The sequence below is a fragment of the Mycobacterium lentiflavum genome, assembly GCF_022374895.2.
Lineage (GTDB): Bacteria > Actinomycetota > Actinomycetes > Mycobacteriales > Mycobacteriaceae > Mycobacterium > Mycobacterium lentiflavum.
Window position 1 is genome coordinate 4,467,615 of record NZ_CP092423.2, and the last position, 19,789, is coordinate 4,487,403.

Here is a 19,789-nt window from a genome sequence, read left to right on the forward strand (position 1 = left end):
CACCGGTTAACCTCGACGCATGGGGCGGACTTTGGAAAGGGTGTACATGCAGAAGTTCGCCGGCAAGGTCGCCGTCGTGACTGGCGCGGGTTCGGGCATCGGTCAGGCGCTGGCCGTCGAGCTCGGCCGCGCGGGTGCGAGTCTTGCGATCAGTGATGTCAACACCGAAGGACTGGCGCAGACCGAAGAGCAGCTGAAGGCGATCGGTGCCCCGGTCAAGACCGACCGGCTCGACGTCACCGAGCGCGAGGCCTTCCTGGCCTACGCCGACGAGGTCAAGGATCACTTCGGCAAGGTCAACCAGATCTACAACAACGCGGGACTCACCCACATCGGCACCCTCGAGGTCACCGACTTCAAGGACATCGAACGGGTGATGGACGTCGACTTCTGGGGAGTCGTCAACGGCACCAAAGCCTTTCTCCCCCATGTGATCGCGTCCGGGGACGGCCACATCATCAACATCTCCAGCGTGCTCGGGGTGATGGCGCTGCCCGGTCAGGTCGCCTACGTCTCGGCCAAGTTCGCCGTCCGCGGATTCACCGAGGCGCTGCGCCAGGAGATGGCGGTGGCCGGCCATCCGGTGGGGGTGACCGTGGTACACCCGGGCGGCGTCAAGACCTCGTTCGGCACCAACGCCGTCGTTGCTGAGGGCATGGGCATCGACCACGACAAGATGCTGGAAAACTTCGATCAGCAGGTGGCCAAGACCACGCCGCAACAGGCCGCTCAAACCATCATCGCCGCGGTGGGCAAGAACAAGGCCCGGGTGCTGATCGGTGCCGACGCGAAATCCGCGGACCTGTTGGTCCGCGTGGCCGGTACGCGATACCACGAACTGCTGTTCGGTGGGCCGGGGCTGCTGGGCCGGCTGACGACCTTCGGGCGCCGGCTGCTGGCGCGCAAGCGCTGACAATCGGCAACCCGTCACTACCTGCGACCGCTGGTACCGGTAATCTCGAGGCAATCGTGGACAAGACGGAGGGTGCACATGCAGGGGTTTGCCGGCAAGGTCGCGGTGGTCACGGGCGCGGGTTCGGGTATCGGTCAAGCACTGGCCGTCGAGCTCGGCCGTTCGGGCGCCAGCCTGGCGATCAGTGACGTCAACGCCGAAGGACTGGCGCAGACCGAAGAACAGCTGAAGGCCATCGGCGCCCCGGTCAAGACCGACCGGCTCGACGTGAGCGAGCGCGAGGCCTTCCTGGCCTACGCCGACGCGATCAACGAACACTTCGGCAAGGTCAATCAGATCTACAACAACGCCGGCATCGCTTTCACCGGCGACATCGAGGTCACCCAGTTCAAGGACATCGAACGGGTGATGGACGTCGACTTCTGGGGAGTCGTCAACGGCACCAAGGCTTTTCTCCCCCACCTGATCGCCTCCGGGGACGGCCACGTCGTCAACATCTCCAGCGTGTTCGGGCTGTTCGCAGTGCCCAGCCAGGCCGCCTACAACGCGGCCAAGTTCGCGGTGCGGGGCTTCACCGAGGCGCTACGCCAGGAGATGTGGGTGGCCGGGCATCCGGTGAAGGTGACCACGGTGCACCCGGGCGGCATCAAGACCGGGATCGCGCGCAACGCCACCGCCGCCGAAGGAATCGACGCGGCCGAACTGGCCAAGGTGTTCGACAAGCGGATGGCCAGCACCAGCCCGGAGAAGGCCGCGAAGATCATCCTGGAGGGCGTTCGCAAGAACAAGCCCCGGGTACTGGTCGGCACGGACGCCAAGGTGCTCGATGCCCTGGTGCGGCTGACCGGCCCGGGCTATCAGCGGCTGTTCGGGCCCGTCACGCACCGGTTCCTGCCGAGCGGCAAGCGGTAGGTCCTCAGCGCCCCAACGGGTGTTCGCCGAGCCAGCCGCCGGCGACCGCCACCGCATCGGCACCCCCGGCGACTTGGCGGCGCATGTCGGCCAGCGCCGCGGTGTCGAGCACGCCCGCGACCTCGTTGATCGCCAGCACCTGCCGATCGGTCAGCGCGTTGCGGCGGTAAAGCGGCACCACGTTCTCCGCCCGGATCAGCGCCGGTTTGCCGTCGGCCAGTGGCACCAGGTCGCCCGGAATCGCGGGGTCGGCGGTGGTGGTCCACCCCGCGGTCAATTGCCCGGCCAAGATCGCCGCGAACATCGTTGTGCCATCCCGGAATTCACGGGGAGTGGGTAGCCGGCAGCTGCCGATCGCCGACGGCGCCGGACGGCCGGCCACGATCCCGACAACCAGCCCGTCGCAGTGCTTGGGCAGCGCGGAAAGATCCGCGCTGCGGTCCTGCCCACCCCAGGCCTTGGCGGTCGGTTGGGTCACCAGCAGCACGGGCTTGTCCTCGGCGGCGGTGGTGTAGTCGCCGGCGGCGATCCCCTCGGGCAGCGCCGACACCATTGCGCGGTAGACCTGAGCGTCGGAGGTCGCCGTGGCCCCGGGCTGCAGGATCTGCAGCGTCTGACCGGTGAAGGCGGGCGTGACGGTGAAGGCGCCGGAGTCCAGTCCCGCCATCGGATCGTCGGTGGTCTGAGCTTCCGCGGCGAAACCGTAGGACCGCAGTGCCGCCAGGTAGACGCCGGCCAGCAGCCTCGACATCGGATCGTTGCGGGACCCGACCACCAGAGCAGACGCATCGCGGTGGTCGCCGGGACCGGCCGAACAGCCGGCACAGGGCGAGGCGGCGAGCACGGCGGCAATCAGCAGCGCCGCGAGCTTGCCGATTCTCACGCCGAGGAGTCTGCCGCCCGCGCCACGGCTTGCGCCACTGCCTCGCCGACAGCGGGGTCCAGTGGGCTCGGCACGATCCGGTCGGCCGACAGGTCGTCGCTCACGACGGAGAAGATCGCCTCGGCCGCGGCCACCATCATCTTTTCGGTGATCCGCCGCGCCCCGGCGTCCAGCGCGCCGCGGAACACCCCGGGGAACGCCAGCACGTTGTTGATCTGGTTCGGAAAGTCGCTGCGGCCGGTGGCCACCACGGCGGCGTACTTGGCCGCGATGTCGGGATGGATCTCCGGGTCGGGATTCGACAGTGCGAACACGACGCAATCGGACGCCATCGTGGCGATGAGCTCCTCGGGCACCACACCGGCCGACACCCCCAGAAACACGTCGGCTTCCTTGAGCGCTTCCACCATGCCGCCGGCCAGACCGCGGGGATTACTGTTGCGCGCCAGGTCGGTCTTGACGACGTTCATGTCGTCGCGACCGGTGTGCAGGATACCGCGCGAGTCGAGCACGGTGATGTCCGAAACGCCCATGGCGAGAAGGAGTTTCGAGCACGCGACGCCCGCTGCCCCGGCGCCGGAGACCACCACCCGCATCGAGCCCATGTCGCGGCCGAGCGTCTTGGCCGCGCCCATCAGCGCGGCCAGCACGACGATCGCGGTGCCGTGCTGGTCGTCGTGCATGACCGGGCAGTCCAGCGCCTCGATGGCCCGTCGTTCGATCTCGAAGCAGCGCGGCGCCGAGATGTCCTCGAGGTTCACCGCACCGAACGTCGGCCGCAGCCGCACCAGCGTTTCGACGATCTCGTCGGGATCCTTGGTGTCCAGCACGATCGGGATCGCGTCCAGACCGGCGAACTGCTTGAACAGCGCGCTTTTGCCCTCCATCACCGGTAGCGCCGCCGCCGGCCCGATATCGCCGAGACCGAGTACCGCGCTGCCGTCGCTGACGACGGCCACCAGCCGGTTCGCCCACGTGTAGCGATCGGCCAGGGTGCGGTCGGCGGCGATCGCCCGACTGACCTGTGCGACGCCCGGCGTGTAGGCGATCGACAACGCGCGCTGCGTGTCCAGCGGGGCCTTCATCTCGACCGAAAGCTTCCCACCTACGTGGGCGTCGAAGATCTCGTCGTCCCCGATGGCGATCTGTGACGGCACGATTTCGGACACGCGCTCAGGGTACTGACTACCCATTAGTAGGCCTAATCGACTGGGTACTTGAGTGACGACCCGCCGCGCCCGGCTGCGCCGCGCTTGCGATCGTCACCGCCTCCCATTGACGACGACCCGCCGCGCCCGGCTGCGCCGCGCTTGCGGTCGTCACCGCGTTGCACTGGCGACGACCCGCCGCGCCCGGCTTCGCCGCGCTTGCGATCGTCTCAGATCAGCTTCAGCTCGGTGACCGCCGCGCGCTCGTCGACCAGCTCGGCGGTGGTCTTGTCGATGCGGCCGCGGGAGAACTCATCGATCTCCAGCCCCTGCACGATGGACCAGTTGCCGTCCTTGGTGGTCACCGGGAACGACGACACAATGCCCTCGGGCACGCCGTAGGAGCCGTCGGAGAAGACCGCCATCGACACCCAGTCACCATCCGGGCTGCCCAGCAGCCAGGAGCGGGCGGCGTCGACGGTGGCCGAGGCGGCCGACGCGGCCGAGGAGGCGCCGCGCGCGTCGATGATCGCCGCACCACGCTTGGCGACGGTCGGGATGAAGTCGTTCTCGATCCAGTTCTGATCGCCCACGACCTCGGCGGCGTTCTTCCCGCCGACCTCGGCGTGGAAGATGTCCGGATATTGGGTGGCCGAGTGGTTGCCCCAGATGGTCACCTTCTTGATGTCGGTGACGGCGGCACCGGTCTTTTTGGCCAGCTGCGAGATCGCGCGGTTGTGGTCGAGGCGGGTCAGCGCGGAGAACCGCTCCTTGGGAATGTCGGGGGCGTTGCTGAGCGCGATCAGTGCGTTGGTGTTGGCCGGGTTACCGGTCACGCCGATGCGGATGTCGTCGGCGGCAACCGAGTTCAGCGCCTTGCCCTGCGCGGTGAAGATCGCGCCGTTTGCTTCCAGCAGGTCGCTGCGCTCCATGCCGGGGCCGCGCGGCCGCGCGCCGACCAGCAGCGCCAGGTTCACGCCGTCGAAGATCTTGTTGGCGTCCGCGCCGATCTCGACGCCGGACAGCAACGGGAACGCGCAGTCGTCGAGTTCCATCACGACGCCCTCGAGCGCCTTGAGCGCGGGCTCGATCTCGAGCAGCCGCAGTTCGATCGGGCGGTCGGGCCCCAACAGGGAGCCGCTGGCCAGGCGGAACAACAGGCTGTAGCCGATCTGGCCGGCGGCACCGGTGACGGCGACCTTCAGAGGAGTTGCGCTCACGTCGTTGGCTCCTTATGGAGAAATTTCGGTCGTTTGGCTTCGGGTCGAAACTAGCGCACCCTTGCTGGCCGGAAATCTCCGGTCCGATGCCACGCGGAATTCACCGCGGCCCGTCCGGCAACCGATCCCGCGGCGCGCCTTGTCATTCGGTGTTTTACCAGTACGCGTACCATGGAGCACCGCTCTGCCGGACCTGCGGCGCGTTAGGAGGTTGAGGTGTTCGAGGGTTTCGACGCATTACCGGAAGCGCTTCGCACGATCGCGCACGAGCCGCGTCCGGAGCCCGTTCCGCAACCGCACCCCTCGGCCTTGGTCGACTGCGCGGTGTACGCCGAAGGCCACCGGCTGCCCGGCAAATTCGCCTACGCCGCCGCGTGCGCGAAGGTGCGCCAAATCGAAATGCTCGGGCACGAAGCGTTCGTGTGGGTTGGCTTGCACGAGCCGGACGAGGCCGAGATGCAGGAGGTCGCGGACGTTTTCGGGCTGCACCCGTTGGCCGTGGAGGACGCGGTGTGCGCGCATCAGCGGCCCAAGCTGGAGCTGTACGACGACACGCTGTTCCTGGTACTCAAGACCGTCAAGTACGTCCCGCACGAGTCGGTGGCGCTGGCCCGTCAGATCGTGGAGACCGGCGAGATCATGGTCTTTGTCGGCAGGGACTTCGTGGTCACCGTGCGCCACGGTGACCACGGCGGCCTGTCCGATGTGCGCAAGCGCATGGAGGCCGACAGGGAGCAGACGCGCCTGGGACCATACGCCGTGATGCACGCCATCGCCGACGAAGTGGTCGACCATTACCTCGAGGTGAGCAGTCTGGTCGAAGCGGACATCGACAGCATCGAGGAGGTGGCGTTCGCCCCAGGACGCACGCTCGACGTCGAACCGATCTATCTCCTCAAACGCGAGGTCGTCGAACTACGCCGGTGCGTGAACCCGCTGTCCAACGCGTTCCATCGCATCCAGGTGGAATACAAGGAGCTGATCTCCAAAGAAGTCCGGCGCTACCTGCGCGACGTCGCCGACCACCAGTCCGAGGCCGCGGACCAGATCAACAGCTACGACGACATGCTCAACTCGCTGATACAGGCGGCACTGGCCCGGGTAGGCATGCAGCAGAACTCCGATATGCGCAAGATATCGGCCTGGGCCGGTATCGTCGCGGTGCCGACGATGATTGCCGGCATCTACGGCATGAACTTCGAGTTCATGCCTGAACTGAAGTGGCACTGGAGCTACCCGGTGGTGGTCGGCATAATGACCCTCGCGTGCCTGTTCCTGTACTTCAGCTTCCGAAGGGTCAAGTGGCTCTGACGCGTCGGGTTCGCCGAGGGCGCCTCAGCCGCACAGTCGAAACCATCGACGAACACGCAACCGGGCGGGTGATCACTCAGTTTGGTTGTGCCGCACGCCGATTCGGATCCAGCACGTCGACCCCGTCACTCTGCCACGCCTGCCGCATGGCCTCGGCGCCTTTGAGCCGTACCCAAGCCGCCTCGGTCGCGGTGATCGGCGTCGCCGCGAGAAACGTCACCGGGTCGCGCGGCGGCTCCAGCGGTAGATCCGCAATGTCGCTGCGGCCCAACAGAACAGCCGTGAAGGGAACCCGCCGCGACGGCAATGACCACAGCGGCGAACCGAGATCGATCAGCGCATCAGCGACGAGCACCACGCCGTCGACGGCGGGCGAGGCCGCCAGTATCGCCAGGCTGCGGGCAATTCCAGTGGCCGGCCCCGGATCCCGCAGACAGAGCACGATCTCGGCGCGCGGGCCGCGCTGCGGGTCGACGACGATTTCGGTGGGATCGCCCATCGGGTGGCGCGAGCATCCCAGCGACACGTACTGCACCAAGCCGTCTTTCGCGCGGAACCGCAGCACCTCCGTCGGCTCGGCACCCAGGAACGTCACGCTCGCCGAGTCCGGCTCACCCCACCGTCCCGCCTTGGCGAAGTGATCGCACAGGTGAGCCCGTACCTGGTCCAGAATCTGGGTCACGTGGCGGGCACGGTCAGGTTCGCGCCGGAATCGGCGTCGAACACGGCGAGTTTCGCGGTGTCGAAGGCCAATTCGAACGTCTGGCCGATGACGGCCTTGGACTCGGCGGGAACCCTTGCCACGAACTGGTTTTCGACGACCTTCGACTCGGCGGCCAGCTCGTCGAGCTGCGCCGAATGCACGTCGCATCCGGTGGTGGTGAAGTACACATACTTGTCGGCGCCCAGCGATTCGACCAGATCCACCTTTGCCTCGAAGGTCGTCGCCGTGATGCGCTGGTAGCCGTCGATCAACGTGGCGTCCAGCAGGTGCTCGGGCCGCACCCCCACGATGACACCGCCAGGTTTGGGGTCCGGTTTCGGGTGCCCGGCAATCACATCCTGGACCTCCGGAGCCAGCACCACGTCACCGAAGGGCAAGGTCAGTCCGGACGACGTCAGCGTGGCGGGAAAGAAGTTCATCGGCGGCGAGCCGATGAAGCCGGCGACGAACAGATTCGCGGGACGCTCGTAGAGCTCCTCGGGCGTGCCGACCTGCTGGGCGACACCGCTGTGCATCACCACCACGCGATCTCCCAACGTCATCGCCTCAGTCTGGTCGTGGGTGACATAGACGGTGGTGGTGCCCAGCCGGCGCTGCAGCCGGGCGATCTCGCCGCGCATCTGCACCCGCAGCTTGGCGTCGAGGTTGGACAACGGCTCGTCCATCAAGAAGGCCTTCGGCTGGCGCACGATGGCCCGACCCATCGCGACGCGCTGCCGTTGCCCACCCGACAACTGGGACGGCTTGCGATCCAGAAGTTCGCTCAGGTCAAGGGTTTTCGCTGTTTCCTCGACCTTCTGCGCGATGTCGGCCTTTTTCATCTTCGCCAGGGTCAGCGGGAAGGCAATGTTCTGGCGAACCGTCATGTGCGGATACAGCGCGTAGGACTGGAACACCATCGCGATGTCGCGGTCCTTCGGCGCCTTCTCGTTGACGCGTTCGCCGCCGATGCGCAGCTCGCCCGACGAGATATCTTCAAGACCGGCAATCATATTCAGCGTGGTGGTCTTGCCACAGCCGGACGGCCCGACCAGGATCAGGAATTCGCCGTCGGCGATGGTGAGACTCAGATCGGCCACCGCGGTGTGCCCGTCCGGGTAACTCTTGTTGACGTGCTCCAGCACGATCTCGGCCATCGCGTTATCCCTTCACGGCGCCTGAGGTCAACCCGGCGACAATCCGTCGTTGGAAGATTAGAACAAACACGATGATCGGCACCGTAATCACGATGGCACCGGCCGCGATTGATCCGGTTGGTTCCTCGAATTGGGAGCTGCCGGGGAAATTCGCGATCGCCACCGGTGCGGTGATCGCCGCCTTGGTGGCGGTCAGCGACAACGCCAGCAACAGGTCGTTCCAGGCGAAGATGAAGACCAGAATCGCCGCGGTCACCAGCCCGGGTGCGGTCAGCGGGACGATGATCTTGCGCAAGACCTGGCCCGGCGTGGCACCGTCCATCTTGGCCGCCTTCTCCAGATCCCACGGGATCTCGCGGAAGAAGGCCGACAGGGTGTAGATGGAAAGCGGTAACGCGAAGGTGATGTAGGGCAGAATCAGTCCCGGCCAGGTGTCGAAAAGCCCTACCCAGCGCTCGATTTCGAACAGCGGCGTGACCAACGAGATGGCCGGGAACATCGTGATCAGCAAGGTGGAGCCGATCAGCAGCCGCTTGCCGGGAAAGTTCAGCCGGGCGATCGCATAGGCCGCCATCGCACCCAGCAACACCGCGATCGCCGTGGCGATCAACGCGATTCCGATCGAGTTGACCAGCGCCGAGGTGAAGACGTCGCCGCGAAAGATTCCGCGATAGTTCTCCAGCGTCACCGACGACGGAATCAGCTTGCCGTCCCGGACAGTCGACGTCGGCTTCAGGGACAGGCTGAGAATCCAGAGCACCGGCACCAGCGCGTACACCACGACCACCATATTGATCACGACCCACATCGCGGTGCGCCGCGCGCCCGCCGACTCAGCGCCCATCGACCTCACCACCCGGAGTCGCGGCGCCGAACACCTTGATAAAGATCAGCGCGATGACGCCGACGCAGACGAAGATCAGCACGCTGATCGCCGAGCCGAGGCCGACGTCGAAGCCCTCAAACAGGTTGTCGTAACCCAGGATTGACACCGAACCGGTGTTGTTGTTGCCCTCGGTCAGCACGTAGATGTTGTCGAAGATACGAAAGGCGTCCAGGGTCCGGAACAGCAGCGCGACCACGACCGCCGGTTTCATGATCGGCAGCATGATCCTGGTCAGCCGCCGCCAGGCGCCGGCGCCGTCGACCTGCCCGGCCTTCAGCAAATCCTCTGGCACCAGCGCCAGCCCGGCCAGCAGCAGCAGCGACATGAACGGCGTCGTCTTCCAGACCTCGGCGATCACGACGATGCCCAGCGAAGGGATTTGCTGGGTCAGCGGCGCGCTGCCATGCGGTAGCAAGTCGGCCAGATAGCCGGTGCCCGGCGTCCAGGCGTAGTACCAGCTGTAGGCGGCGACCACGGTCACGATGCCGTACGGCACCAGCACCGCGGTGCGAACGACGCCCCTGCCGATCAGGGTGTGATGCATCACCAGCGCAAGCGCCAGGCCGAGCACGAACTCGAGCGACACCGACACCACCGTGATCGCCAGCGTCACCGCCAGCGCCGTCCACCAATACCGGTCGGTGAGGATCGTCTGGTAGTTGCCCAATCCGATGAACCTGGTGTCGTTCGGGGTGGCCAGATTGTTGTGCTGCAGGCTCAGCCAGACCGCGTAACCGATCGGGTAGGCCGTCACCGCCAGCATCAGCGTCGCCGCGGGCGCAACGAGCATCAAGGCCAGTCGCTGCTCGGGTGGGCGATTCCAAAGTCGGGGCACCTGATTCACGGCAACAGGCCCTTACCGTCGATCGCCTTGCGCACCTGGATGGCGAGCTCGTCGGCGGTGCGCTCCGGGTCGATCTCGGTGATCGGGCTCAGCGCCGCCGCCAGCCGGATGGACACCGCCTGGTAGGCCGGCGTCGCGGGGCGCACCGCGGCGTCGGTCAATTGCTGGCGAATGATCGCGTACATCGGGTATTTGGTCTGGAATTGCGGATCGGTGTACACCGATGTCCGCACGGCCGGCAGGCCGCCGCTGATCGAAATGTACTTCTGGTTCTGCAGGTTGCGCAGGCACCGGATCGCCTCGAAGGCCTCGGCCTTGTGCCGGGTGGTGCTGGCCACCGCCAGGTTCAGCCCGCCGATCGTCACCTTGGCCGGCCGGCCCGCCGCCACACCGGGGTAGGGCGCGAAGCCGAACACCTTTTGGCTGGCCTGATACGCGATCTGGTATTGCTCGTCGCTGGGCACGAAAGTGCCGAACTGGTTGATGCTGCCGGCCAGCGCAGGATTCTGGTTGAGCGGAAGGAAGTTCACGCCGCCCTTGACCGCGTTCTCCAGCATCGACGCCATGACGTAGGGCCAGTTGACTTCCAACGCGGCGTTGCCCTGTTCGAGCGCCAGCCGCGCCGTGCTTGCGTCGGTACGATTGATCGACGGGTCGGCTCCCGGCGCGGTGGCCACCGCCTTGAGGATGCGCAGCGCGCCGACGGTGGCGGCGCGGTGTGCCGGGGTGTCAGTCAGGGTCACCTGCCGACCGTCGTCGGAGAGCACCTGCCCGCCGCCGCTGACCAGCAGCGTGTTGAACCACACCACCAGGCCCTCGTCCTGGTGGGCCTGCACGGCGATCCAGCTGGGTAACCCGGCAGCGTGCAATCGGGTCGCCTCGGCGACCATGTCGTTCCAATCGCGCGGTGGTTGATGCACCAAATCTGGTCGATACCATAACAATTGGGTGTTGGTCGTGATGGGCGCGGCGTACAGCCGGTGTTTCCAGCCAGCCGTGGCGAGCGGGCCCGGCAGCGTGTCGACGGTCGCGTCGGCCTCGGCCCGACCGGCCGGGTCCTCGGACAGCGGCAGCACCCAGCCCGCTTCGGCGAACTCCGCGGTCCAGATCACGTCCAGCGACATCACGTCCATCGTGCGGTCATGGCCGGCCAGCCGTCGGGCGTATTGCAACCGTTGCGCGCCAGGGGCTCTGGGGAGGCTGATGTGCGAAACGGTGTACCGGCCGCCGGCCTCCTGGCTGCAGCGCCGCGCGACTTCGTCGAACGTCGCGCCGTCGGCGGCCGGGGTGTAGAAGGTGACCACCAGGCCGCCGTGGCCGGACCCGCAGGCGGGCAACAGCGACACGGTCAGTGTCGCCAGCACGATTGCGCTCCATCGGCGCACCCGCCCGTGGCGACTCACCAGCAAGTTATCCGACCGTCAAATCGCCAGTCGGGCAAGCAAATCCCGGGCCCGCTCGGCGTTCTGCGGATCACAGAGTACGTCGTAGCGGCCGGCGACCAATTGCATCGTCGAACTGAAATCCCTGGTGCCACGGGCCATTGCGTACGGAACAGCGGAAGTGATCAAACCGAAGAACACCCCGGCGACCAAACCCGTCGCCAGCGCGCCCCACGGGTTGGGGCTGAAGAAGCCGAGCACCAACCCGATGAACAGCCCGAGCCAGGCCCCGCTGAGCACACCACCACCGAGCACCTTGGGCCACGAAAGGCGGCCGGTGACCCGCTCGACCTGCATCAGGTCCACGCCGACGATGGTCACCTGCTGCACCGGGAACTGCTGCTCGGACAGGTAGTCGACGGCGCGCTGCGCCTCGGCATAGGTGGGATAGGAGCCCACCGGCCAGCCCTTGGGGGGAGTCGGCAGCTGCGGCACACTGCGCCGGCCCGCGGCCGCGCCAGTGGGCGTTGCACCAGGGACTTGGCCAGGCTGGAAAGGACTAGTCATTGCGGCTCATTCTCCTACGCCGGGGCGGTAGTTTCACCTCGGCCCTCACACCCTATCGAGGCAGCCTGCACGCTAGGTTGAACACCATGACAGCTCCGGGCGGTGCCAGCGGAGAAGACGCCGCAAATCCGCACGCGGCGGGCGGGCAGCGTCCTGACCAGCCGGGATGGGCAGCACCCTGGAATCCCCCGGGCGCACCGCCACCAGCGAACTATCCGCCGCCGCCCTACCCCCCGCCCGGCTACATCCTCGACTACCCGCAGTTCACCCCGCCGTTCGGCTACCAGCAGCCGCCCGGCGCGCCGTCCTACCCGCCCGGCCCCGCGCAATTCGGCGCCCCACCACCCGGGTACGGTCCGTATCCCGGCGGCTATTACCCGGCGCCGGATCATCCGGGCGACTACTGGTCGCACGAGGGCGTCCAGTCCGGTACGAACGGGATGGCGATCGCGGCGCTGATCACGTCGTTTACCGGCTTGTTCTGCTGCGTTGGCGGGATCGTGGCGATCGTGCTCGGCACGATTGCGCTCGACCAGATCAAGCGGACCCGCCAAGACGGCTACGGCATGGCCGTCGCCGGCATCGTGATCGGCATCGCCACCCTGGTCGTGGCGCTGATCGTGATGATTTTCGCGGTGCATTCCCATTAGCAGGGCTCGCCAGAGCCGGTTCACTGCCATCGCGCGACTGGCTGCCTAGGCTCTCTCCCATGGCATCGGTCAACAGGGTGTACGTGGCGCGGCTGGCGCGGATGTTGGTGTTGGGCCCGATGGGCGAAAACTTCGGCCGCATCCGCGATGTCGTGATCAGCATCAGCATCGTCCGCCAGCAGCCGCGCGTGCTCGGCCTGGTCGTGGATCTGGCCACCCGCCGCAGCATCTTCATCCCGATTCTGCGCGTCGCCGCGATCGAGCCGCACGCCGTGACCCTGAACACCGGCAGCGTGTCCCTGCGCCACTTCGAGCAGCGTCCGGGCGAGGTGCTGGCGATCGGTCAGATCCTCGACACTCCCGTCACGGTCAACGACCCCGAACTGCCGGAATTGGTCGGGCGCGACGTCGTGATCACCGACTTGGGCATCGAGCAGTCCCGGACCCGCGATTGGCTGGTGACCAGAATCGCGGTGCGAAGCCAGCGACGGCTCGGCCGGCGTGGACCGGCACACGTCGTCGACTGGCAAAGCGTGCACGGATTGACACCGTCGGCGTTGGCGATGCCGGGTCAGGCGGTGGCGCAACTGCTCAACCAGTTCGAGGGACGCCGCGCGGTCGACGTGGCCGACGCCATCCGCGGGCTGCCGGTCAAACGGCGCACCGAGGTGTTCCAGGCCCTCACCGACGAGCGGTTGGCCGACATCCTGCAGGAGTTGCCCGAGTCGGAGCAGGCGGACGCGCTGTCGCACCTGGGCACCGAACGCGCGGCCGACGTGCTCGAGGAGATGGATCCCGACGACGCCGCCGACCTGCTCGGCGAGCTGAATCCGACGGATGCCGAGCTGCTGCTGGCCCGGATGGACCCCGACGAATCCGCCCCGGTGCGAAGGCTTTTGAAACACTCGCCCGACACCGCTGGTGGGTTGATGACGTCGGATCCGGTGGTGCTGACCGCCGACACCACGGTGGCCGAGGCGCTGGCCCTGGTCCGCGATCCCGACCTCACCCCCGCGCTGTCCTCGATGGTGTTCGTGACGCGCCCACCGACTGCCACGCCCACCGGGAAGTACCTGGGCTGCGTCCCGCTGCAGAAGCTGCTTCGCGAACCGCCGAGCGAGCTGGTCGGCGGAATCGTCGACAGTGATCTGCTCACCCTGACCCCGGAGACCACACTGGCCTCCGTGACCCGCTACTTCGCCGCCTACAACCTGGTGTGTGGACCCGTGGTCGACGACCAACGCCACCTGCTGGGGGCGGTCACCGTCGACGACCTGCTCGATCACCTGCTGCCGCACGACTGGCGCGCGCAAGCCCACGAGTTGACCGCCGCCGTCCGCGGCGCCGAAGCAACCGAGGGGGCCTCGTGAGCAAGTCGGCGCCGGTACGGCGGCTGTACACCCCGCGGACGTCGCGCGGGCTCTCACTGCGCGTGGATCCCGAGGCGGTGGGACAGAGCACCGAGGCCATCGCGCGCTTCTTCGGCACCGGCCGCTACCTGCTGATCCAGACCCTCATCGTGATCGTGTGGATCGCGATCAACCTGGCCGCGGTGAGTTTGCGCTTCGACCCGTACCCGTTCATCCTGCTGAACCTGGCCTTCTCCACCCAGGCCGCCTACGCCGCACCGCTGATCCTGCTGGCCCAGAACCGTCAGGAGAACCGGGACCGGGTGGCCCTCGACGAGGATCGGCGCCGCGCCGCCCAGACCAAGGCCGACACCGAATACCTGTCGCGCGAGCTGGCCGCCCTGCGGCTGGCGATCGGGGAGGTGGTGACCCGCGAATACCTGCGCGATGAGCTGGATGAACTACGCGCCCTGCTGGCCGGACGGGACGCGCAGATCCCGGCCGAGGAGCCCCCCACGCGCCGGTGATCACCTGGTCCGAACCAGGCACGAACCAAATCCGGACCACTAAGAGATCCCCTTGAATACCGAATCCACCATTGCGCCACTCCCGTCACAAGAGTTATGTATGGTGATCTAGTTCACGAGGCTAAGAACAGGTTTCCGGCAGCTCACAGGGTCTCCGGCGACCCACGTATCTAGGACGGTGGAGTGCGCATAGGGGGTCGCTTGGGTGCCCACCCGGCCGTCGCGGCGGTGCGGAAGTCGAGGCTTCCGGTAACCCGGGCTCAGGCCTTCAGCGTGGCGGTGATCAGTCCGTTGGTGTTCGCGGGTGCCGTCGGCGCCGCGCCTGAGCCGTTACACGGACACACGAAGAGCCCCATCCCGTCGGTGCATGCCGTCATCGCCCCGGTCGCCGCGGTCTCCCCGGCCGTCCCCGATCTGTCCGGACCGGTTCTCATCGCCATCGACCGGGCGCCGACGGCCTTCCACGTCGCGGCCGGCGCCTCCTCGGCACCGCCGCCGCCCAGGGTGGTGAATGCGCCTGGCGCGCTGGGCATTCCGATGATGGCGCTGACCGCATACCGCAACGCCGAACAGAAGATGTCGGTGTCCGACCCGGCCTGCGGCGTCAGCTGGAATCTGCTGGCCGGCATCGGGCGCATCGAATCCGGGCATGCCGGCGGCGGCGCCGTCGACGCCCGCGGCACCGCGGTCACCCCGATCTACGGCCCCTCGTTGGACGGCACCCTGCCCGGCAACGAGGTGATCGTCTCCAGCAGCGTCGGCAACCGCGTCACCTATGCCCGCGCGATGGGACCCATGCAATTCCTGCCGGGCACCTGGGCACGGTATGCCGCCGACGGCGACGGTGACGGCATCGCCGACCCGCAGAATTTGTTCGACTCCACGCTGACGGCCGCGCGCTACCTGTGCAGTGGCGCGCTGAACCTGCGCGACCCGGCCCAGGTCATGGCCGCGATCCTGCGGTACAACAACTCGACCGCCTACGCCCAGAACGTGCTGGGCTGGGCCGCGGCGTACGCCACCGGCGTGGTTCCGGTCGACCTGCCGCCGATCACTGGGCCGCCGCCCCCGCTTGGCAACGCTCACGACGAGCACCCCGAGGGCCTCGGGCCCGGCCTTCCGATCAACATGATCGGCCTGCCGCAGGACGACCCGATGGCGCGGATGCCGTTGATCGACCTGACCGGCCAGCAGCAGCAGCAGGCCAACCCGTCGTCGCCGATGTTCCCCTGGATGACGCCGCCGCCCAATACGTCGCCGATTCAAGGGCACATGCCGGGGTGCACGGTGATCTGCATCAGCTCGCAAACCCCGCCGCCGGGCGGCCCGCAGCTGGGGCCGCAGCCGTTCGCACCGCAGGCCCCGCCACCGCCAGCACCACAGCCGCCGAACGCCGCTCCGCCGTGGGCGCCGCAGGCCCCGCCAGCAGCACCACAGCCGTTCGCACCGGCCCCGCCAGCGCCGCAGCCGTTCGCACCAGCAACGCCGGCACCCGCCCCGGCCGCACCAGCTCCGGCCGCCGCCGTTCCGGCCGGCTGACGCCTGCCAGCCGGTCAAGAGCCGAACCCGCCTACACTCGGCGGTGATGTCCCGTCATGACTCCCCTGGTACCCAAGCTGACCTGACCGCAGCTATCCGCACGGCGCTGGGCAAGGTGATCGACCCCGAATTGCGGCGTCCCATCACCGAACTCGGGATGGTCAAGAGCATCGACGTCCAGTCCGACGGCGGCGTGCACGTCGCGATCTACCTGACCACCGCGAGCTGCCCGAAGAAGACCGAAATCAGCGAGCGCGTCAGCCAGGCCGTTGCCGACGTCCCGGGCACCGGCGCGGTACGGGTCAGCCTGGACGTGATGAACGACGAGCAGCGCACCGAGCTGCGCAAGCAGCTGCGCGGCCCGAATTCCGGGGCCGGCGAGCCCGTCATCCCGTTCGCCCAGCCCAGCTCGCTGACCCGGGTCTACGCGGTCGCGTCCGGCAAGGGCGGCGTCGGGAAGTCGAGCGTGACGGTCAACCTGGCCGCCGCGATGGCCGCACGCGGCCTGTCGGTCGGCGTGCTGGACGCCGATATCCACGGCCATTCCGTCCCCCGCATGATGGGCACCACCGACCGGCCCACCCAGGTCGAGTCGATGATTCTGCCGCCGATCGCCCACGAGGTGAAGGTGATCTCGATCGCCCAGTTCACCGAGGGCAACACCCCGGTGGTGTGGCGCGGTCCGATGCTGCACCGGGCGCTGCAACAGTTCCTGGCCGACGTCTACTGGGGCGACCTGGACGTGTTGCTGCTCGACCTGCCGCCGGGCACCGGCGACATCGCCATCTCGGTGGCCCAGCTGATCCCCAACGCGGAAATCCTGGTCGTCACCACGCCGCAGCTGGCCGCGGCCGAAGTCGCCGAGCGGGCCGGCAGCATCGCGCTGCAGACCCGCCAGCGCATCGTCGGCGTGGTGGAGAACATGTCGGGGCTGGTGCTGCCGGACGGCTCCACCATGCAGGTGTTCGGCGAGGGCGGCGGCGCGCAGGTGGCCGAGCGGCTGTCCCGCGCGGTGGGCGCCGACGTGCCGCTGCTGGGTCAGATCCCGCTGGACCCCGCGCTGGTCGCCGCCGGTGACTCCGGCGTGCCGATCGTGCTGAGCGCGCCCGATTCGCCGGTGGGCAAGGAGCTGCGCAACGTCGCCGACAAGCTGTCGTCGCGCAAGCGCGGCCTGGCAGGCGTGTCGCTGGGGCTAGACCCGACTCGGCGTTAGGTGGCGTCGCTGTCGAACGGCGCCGGACCATGGTGCCCAACGCCGAATGTCGGGCTGCCGTTCGGCCCCTCGGCCGACGGCTGTGGCGGGGTTCCCTTGACCGGCCGCTCGAAATTGCCGGTGAACAGCGAATCGTCGCCGTCCAGCAGGTGTTTGGTCAGCGCCGCCCGCGGCGACATGCCGCGCAGTTTCTGTAGCTCGCTCAGCGGGCCGCGCAGGTCGTCGAACTCGGGCCCGATGTCCTCGCGCAGCTGACTGGTGACGCCGGACAGGTAGTCACGGGCCTGACGCAACGCGGTCGACGCCCAGCGAATCGCGCCCGGAAGCCGTTCCGGGCCAAGGATTACCAGCCCGACCACGACGAGGACGAGCATCTCCCCCCAGCCGACGTTGGCGAACATCAGCCGCTGTCGGCGTCGGGTTTGACGGTCAGGGTGACGTTGCGGCCATCGCGGACCACCTCGACCGGGGCGTCTTGCCCGATGGTCAGCTGGCGCACGGCGACCACGAACTCGTCGGCGTCGGCGACCTTGCGGCTACCGACCTTGACGATGACGTCGTTTTCCAGGATGCCGCCCTTTTGCGCGGGGCTGCCCGCCTTGACGTTGGCGACCTGGGCACCGGCGGCGATCGAGTTGCTCACCGACCGGGTGCTGACGCCCAGCGTCGGGTGCACGATCTTTCCGTCTTTGATCAGCGTCTGCGCCACCGACTTGACCTCGTTGACCGGGATCGCGAAGCCGAGGCCACTTGCGCTGTCGGACAACGACTTTCCGGCGGTGTCGATACCGATCACCTGGGAATCCATGTCGATCAGCGGACCACCGGAGTTGCCGTGGTTGATCGACGCGTCCGTCTGCAGGGCGTCGATGACGGTGTCGGTGTCAGACCCCTCCCCCGACAACGGCACCGGGCGGTGCAGGGCGCTGATGATGCCGTGCGTCACGGTGCTGCGCAGGCCGAGCGGTGCACCCGCGGCGATCACCTCGTCGCCGACGCGCACCTTGTCGGAGTCGCCGAGCCGCGCCACGCTCAGGTTGTCGACGTTGTCGACCTTGAGCACGGCCAGGTCGGTCTTGGGGTCGCGTCCGACCAGGTTGGCCGGCACTTCCTTACCGTCGTTGAACACCACGGTCGTCTTGAACTGACTGGGGTTGTTGGCGGCCTCGGAGATCACGTGGTTGTTCGTGACGATGTAGCCGCGGCCGTCGATGACGACGCCCGAGCCCTGCATGCCTTCTTGTTCGCTCTTCGACTCGATGGTCACCACCGAGTTCGCGGTCGCGGCCGCTACTTTGGCGAAGCGGCCCGCGGGTTCTTCGGTGTTGTTGTTGGTCGACAGCGTCACCTTGGAGGTGGTGAAGGCCTCGACGACCTCGGCCGTCTTGTTGCCGATCAGCCCGCCGACCGCGCCGATCGCCAGCGCGATGACGAACAGGATGGTCAGGGCGAGGTAGGACACCTTCTTGCCGAACAGCACGTCGCGCACGCCCAGCTTGCCGGCGTATCCCGACGGCGTGTGCGCCGTGGTCTGGGCGACCGCCGGGGTCCCCAACGCCGCCGCGGCGCCCGGGTCCCGCCACGGATCGTCCGCCTCGTCCTCGTCGAAACCGTTCTGCTCGGCGGCCAGCGCGCTGGCGTCGATCGGGTGGCGCTGCAATGTCTCGGTGCCGCCGATGGGCTTGCCGAACGCTTCCTCCAGCACCGGGTCGCGGCGTTGATCGTACGGGCTGAACTCGCCTTGGTCCCGGTACTTCGACGGGCGCACTCGCTCCGCGACGAAGGATCCCTGCAGACCATCCGGGCGGCCGAACGCCTGACGCGCCGCAGGGTCGACCGGTGGCCGGGAAATGGGGCGCGGCGCCAAGCGGTTGGCTCCGTTGTCGCCGCCGTCTTGCCCCTGATGGGAACCTGGGTCGGAGGTCATGAATCCTCTACTTGAATGCTCGAAACGGGCCTCGCACGCCGGCCCCTGTACAGGGCGAGCACCAGGCACGGAATTGTCCGTGTCCACCCTAGTATCCCCGGTTGCTGAGCGGTCGGGATGAACCCACGAGCTGGGGCAACCCAGCTGTTACCGGCGCTTACGCTGGTCGCGCACATTGCGGTCAGCTAAACGCTCGGTCGGCCGCCCTGGCGTGTCGTCGGGCGGGTAATGCGGAATCTCCGAGAGCATTCCGAGCAGGGTGCTGGGGATGCGGATCGGGTGGGAATCGCGCAGCGCGGCACGCGCCCGGCTCTGGTCGTCGACCTCGGCCGCGCATTGCGGGCACAGCGAAAGGTGATGGGCCGCCCGCAGGTGGGCGTTCATCCGCAGCTCACCGTCGACAAACGCGGCGATCGCTTCGACGGACAGATGCTCGGTGGAGCCGAATTGCCGTGGCGCGCCGACCGGTGCGTCGCTCTGGGAGGCGAACTGTGCGGGGAGCCAGGAGAACGCTCGGCGGAACACATGTCCCCGGTCGGCCATCACCAGCTCCTTTCGCTGCCACGTACCCCTTGAATGTAGCGCGACAAGGTGCCCTGCACCGCTATGCATCTTGCGAAATCGCATGATTATCGGCCCGCAGGCAGTGTTGTGAACC

Annotated in this window: 19 protein-coding genes and 1 pseudogene; 8 read left to right on the plus strand and 12 right to left on the minus strand. The window is 67.6% G+C overall.

Features of this window, described 5'->3' with window-relative positions; genetic code table 11:
* Nucleotides 1-46 precede the first annotated feature (46 nt).
* Both MJO58_RS20695 and MJO58_RS20700 read left to right on the plus strand, forming a co-directional pair.
* Nucleotides 47-913 carry an SDR family NAD(P)-dependent oxidoreductase gene (locus MJO58_RS20695; protein WP_090609526.1) on the plus strand — a complete coding sequence of 289 codons (867 nt, stop codon included), beginning with the start codon at nucleotides 47-49 and terminating at the stop codon, nucleotides 911-913.
* 78 nt (nucleotides 914-991) lie between these two features.
* Complete coding sequence (locus MJO58_RS20700) at nucleotides 992-1,825, plus strand: SDR family NAD(P)-dependent oxidoreductase (protein ID WP_239720800.1); 834 nt, start codon at nucleotides 992-994, stop codon at nucleotides 1,823-1,825.
* A 4-nt stretch (nucleotides 1,826-1,829) separates the two neighbouring features.
* Here MJO58_RS20700 and MJO58_RS20705 read toward each other — a convergent pair whose 3' ends face one another.
* The 3 genes from MJO58_RS20705 to MJO58_RS20715 all read right to left on the minus strand — a co-directional run bounded on the left by MJO58_RS20705 (nucleotide 1,830) and on the right by MJO58_RS20715 (nucleotide 5,076).
* Nucleotides 1,830-2,708, minus strand: a complete 879-nt coding sequence (locus tag MJO58_RS20705; protein WP_239720801.1) for a glycine betaine ABC transporter substrate-binding protein — start codon at nucleotides 2,706-2,708, stop codon at nucleotides 1,830-1,832.
* On the minus strand, nucleotides 2,705-3,901 hold the full coding sequence (locus MJO58_RS20710; RefSeq protein WP_090605371.1) for an NAD(P)-dependent malic enzyme: 1,197 nt from the start codon (nucleotides 3,899-3,901) through the stop codon (nucleotides 2,705-2,707). Before MJO58_RS20710 ends, MJO58_RS20705 begins: the two co-directional genes overlap by 4 nt.
* 185 nt (nucleotides 3,902-4,086) lie before the next feature.
* Nucleotides 4,087-5,076, minus strand: coding sequence for a malate dehydrogenase (locus MJO58_RS20715; RefSeq protein ID WP_090605374.1), 990 nt, complete (start codon nucleotides 5,074-5,076; stop codon nucleotides 4,087-4,089).
* Nucleotides 5,077-5,292: 216 nt separating this feature from the next.
* Between MJO58_RS20715 and corA the strand changes: the two genes are divergently transcribed.
* Nucleotides 5,293-6,387, plus strand: coding sequence for a magnesium/cobalt transporter CorA (corA, locus tag MJO58_RS20720; protein ID WP_090605378.1), 1,095 nt, complete (start codon nucleotides 5,293-5,295; stop codon nucleotides 6,385-6,387).
* Nucleotides 6,388-6,463: 76 nt separating this feature from the next.
* Here corA and MJO58_RS20725 read toward each other — a convergent pair whose 3' ends face one another.
* The 6 genes from MJO58_RS20725 to MJO58_RS20750 are packed head-to-tail and all read right to left on the minus strand — an operon-like array spanning nucleotide 6,464 to nucleotide 11,926.
* On the minus strand, nucleotides 6,464-7,069 hold the full coding sequence (locus tag MJO58_RS20725; RefSeq protein ID WP_090605381.1) for a suppressor of fused domain protein: 606 nt from the start codon (nucleotides 7,067-7,069) through the stop codon (nucleotides 6,464-6,466).
* Nucleotides 7,066-8,247 (minus strand): ABC transporter ATP-binding protein, encoded by a 1,182-nt coding sequence (locus MJO58_RS20730; protein ID WP_239720802.1) that lies wholly within the window; start codon nucleotides 8,245-8,247, stop codon nucleotides 7,066-7,068. The genes MJO58_RS20725 and MJO58_RS20730 overlap by 4 nt, the downstream gene beginning before the upstream one ends.
* 4 nt (nucleotides 8,248-8,251) lie before the next feature.
* Nucleotides 8,252-9,091: a carbohydrate ABC transporter permease gene (locus MJO58_RS20735; protein ID WP_239720804.1), complete on the minus strand. Its 840-nt coding sequence runs from the start codon at nucleotides 9,089-9,091 to the stop codon at nucleotides 8,252-8,254.
* A complete protein-coding gene (locus tag MJO58_RS20740; RefSeq protein WP_239723373.1) occupies nucleotides 9,081-9,923 on the minus strand; it encodes a carbohydrate ABC transporter permease in 843 nt (280 codons plus the stop codon). Before MJO58_RS20740 ends, MJO58_RS20735 begins: the two co-directional genes overlap by 11 nt.
* 50 nt (nucleotides 9,924-9,973) lie before the next feature.
* Nucleotides 9,974-11,383: an extracellular solute-binding protein gene (locus MJO58_RS20745; protein WP_239723374.1), complete on the minus strand. Its 1,410-nt coding sequence runs from the start codon at nucleotides 11,381-11,383 to the stop codon at nucleotides 9,974-9,976.
* Nucleotides 11,384-11,398: 15 nt separating this feature from the next.
* A complete protein-coding gene (locus tag MJO58_RS20750; RefSeq protein WP_090605392.1) occupies nucleotides 11,399-11,926 on the minus strand; it encodes a YflT domain-containing protein in 528 nt (175 codons plus the stop codon).
* Nucleotides 11,927-12,012: 86 nt separating this feature from the next.
* Here MJO58_RS20750 and MJO58_RS20755 point away from each other — a divergent pair, with 86 nt between their 5' ends.
* The 5 genes and pseudogenes from MJO58_RS20755 to MJO58_RS20775 all read left to right on the plus strand — a co-directional run bounded on the left by MJO58_RS20755 (nucleotide 12,013) and on the right by MJO58_RS20775 (nucleotide 17,204).
* Nucleotides 12,013-12,576 (plus strand): DUF4190 domain-containing protein, encoded by a 564-nt coding sequence (locus tag MJO58_RS20755; RefSeq protein ID WP_090605395.1) that lies wholly within the window; start codon nucleotides 12,013-12,015, stop codon nucleotides 12,574-12,576.
* Between the two features lie 59 nt (nucleotides 12,577-12,635).
* A pseudogene (locus tag MJO58_RS20760) lies at nucleotides 12,636-13,944 on the plus strand (magnesium transporter MgtE N-terminal domain-containing protein); the annotation flags it as partial.
* Complete coding sequence (locus MJO58_RS20765) at nucleotides 13,943-14,452, plus strand: DUF1003 domain-containing protein (protein WP_239723375.1); 510 nt, start codon at nucleotides 13,943-13,945, stop codon at nucleotides 14,450-14,452. The pseudogene MJO58_RS20760 and the gene MJO58_RS20765, both read left to right, overlap by 2 nt.
* 183 nt (nucleotides 14,453-14,635) lie before the next feature.
* Entirely contained in the window at nucleotides 14,636-15,991 is a 1,356-nt protein-coding gene (locus MJO58_RS20770) for a lytic transglycosylase domain-containing protein (protein ID WP_239720805.1), read from the plus strand.
* Between the two features lie 46 nt (nucleotides 15,992-16,037).
* Nucleotides 16,038-17,204, plus strand: coding sequence for an Mrp/NBP35 family ATP-binding protein (locus tag MJO58_RS20775; protein WP_239720806.1), 1,167 nt, complete (start codon nucleotides 16,038-16,040; stop codon nucleotides 17,202-17,204).
* Here MJO58_RS20775 and tatB read toward each other — a convergent pair.
* The 3 genes from tatB to rseA all read right to left on the minus strand — a co-directional run bounded on the left by tatB (nucleotide 17,201) and on the right by rseA (nucleotide 19,674).
* Nucleotides 17,201-17,605 (minus strand): Sec-independent protein translocase protein TatB, encoded by a 405-nt coding sequence (gene tatB / locus MJO58_RS20780; protein WP_239720807.1) that lies wholly within the window; start codon nucleotides 17,603-17,605, stop codon nucleotides 17,201-17,203. The two genes, MJO58_RS20775 and tatB, sit on opposite strands and share 4 nt — an antisense overlap.
* A complete protein-coding gene (htrA, locus tag MJO58_RS20785) occupies nucleotides 17,605-19,131 on the minus strand; it encodes a serine protease HtrA (protein ID WP_090605409.1) in 1,527 nt (508 codons plus the stop codon). Before htrA ends, tatB begins: the two co-directional genes overlap by 1 nt.
* A gap of 147 nt (nucleotides 19,132-19,278) precedes the next feature.
* Nucleotides 19,279-19,674 (minus strand): anti-sigma E factor RseA, encoded by a 396-nt coding sequence (rseA, locus tag MJO58_RS20790; protein WP_090605412.1) that lies wholly within the window; start codon nucleotides 19,672-19,674, stop codon nucleotides 19,279-19,281.
* Between the last annotated feature and the right edge of the window lie 115 nt (nucleotides 19,675-19,789).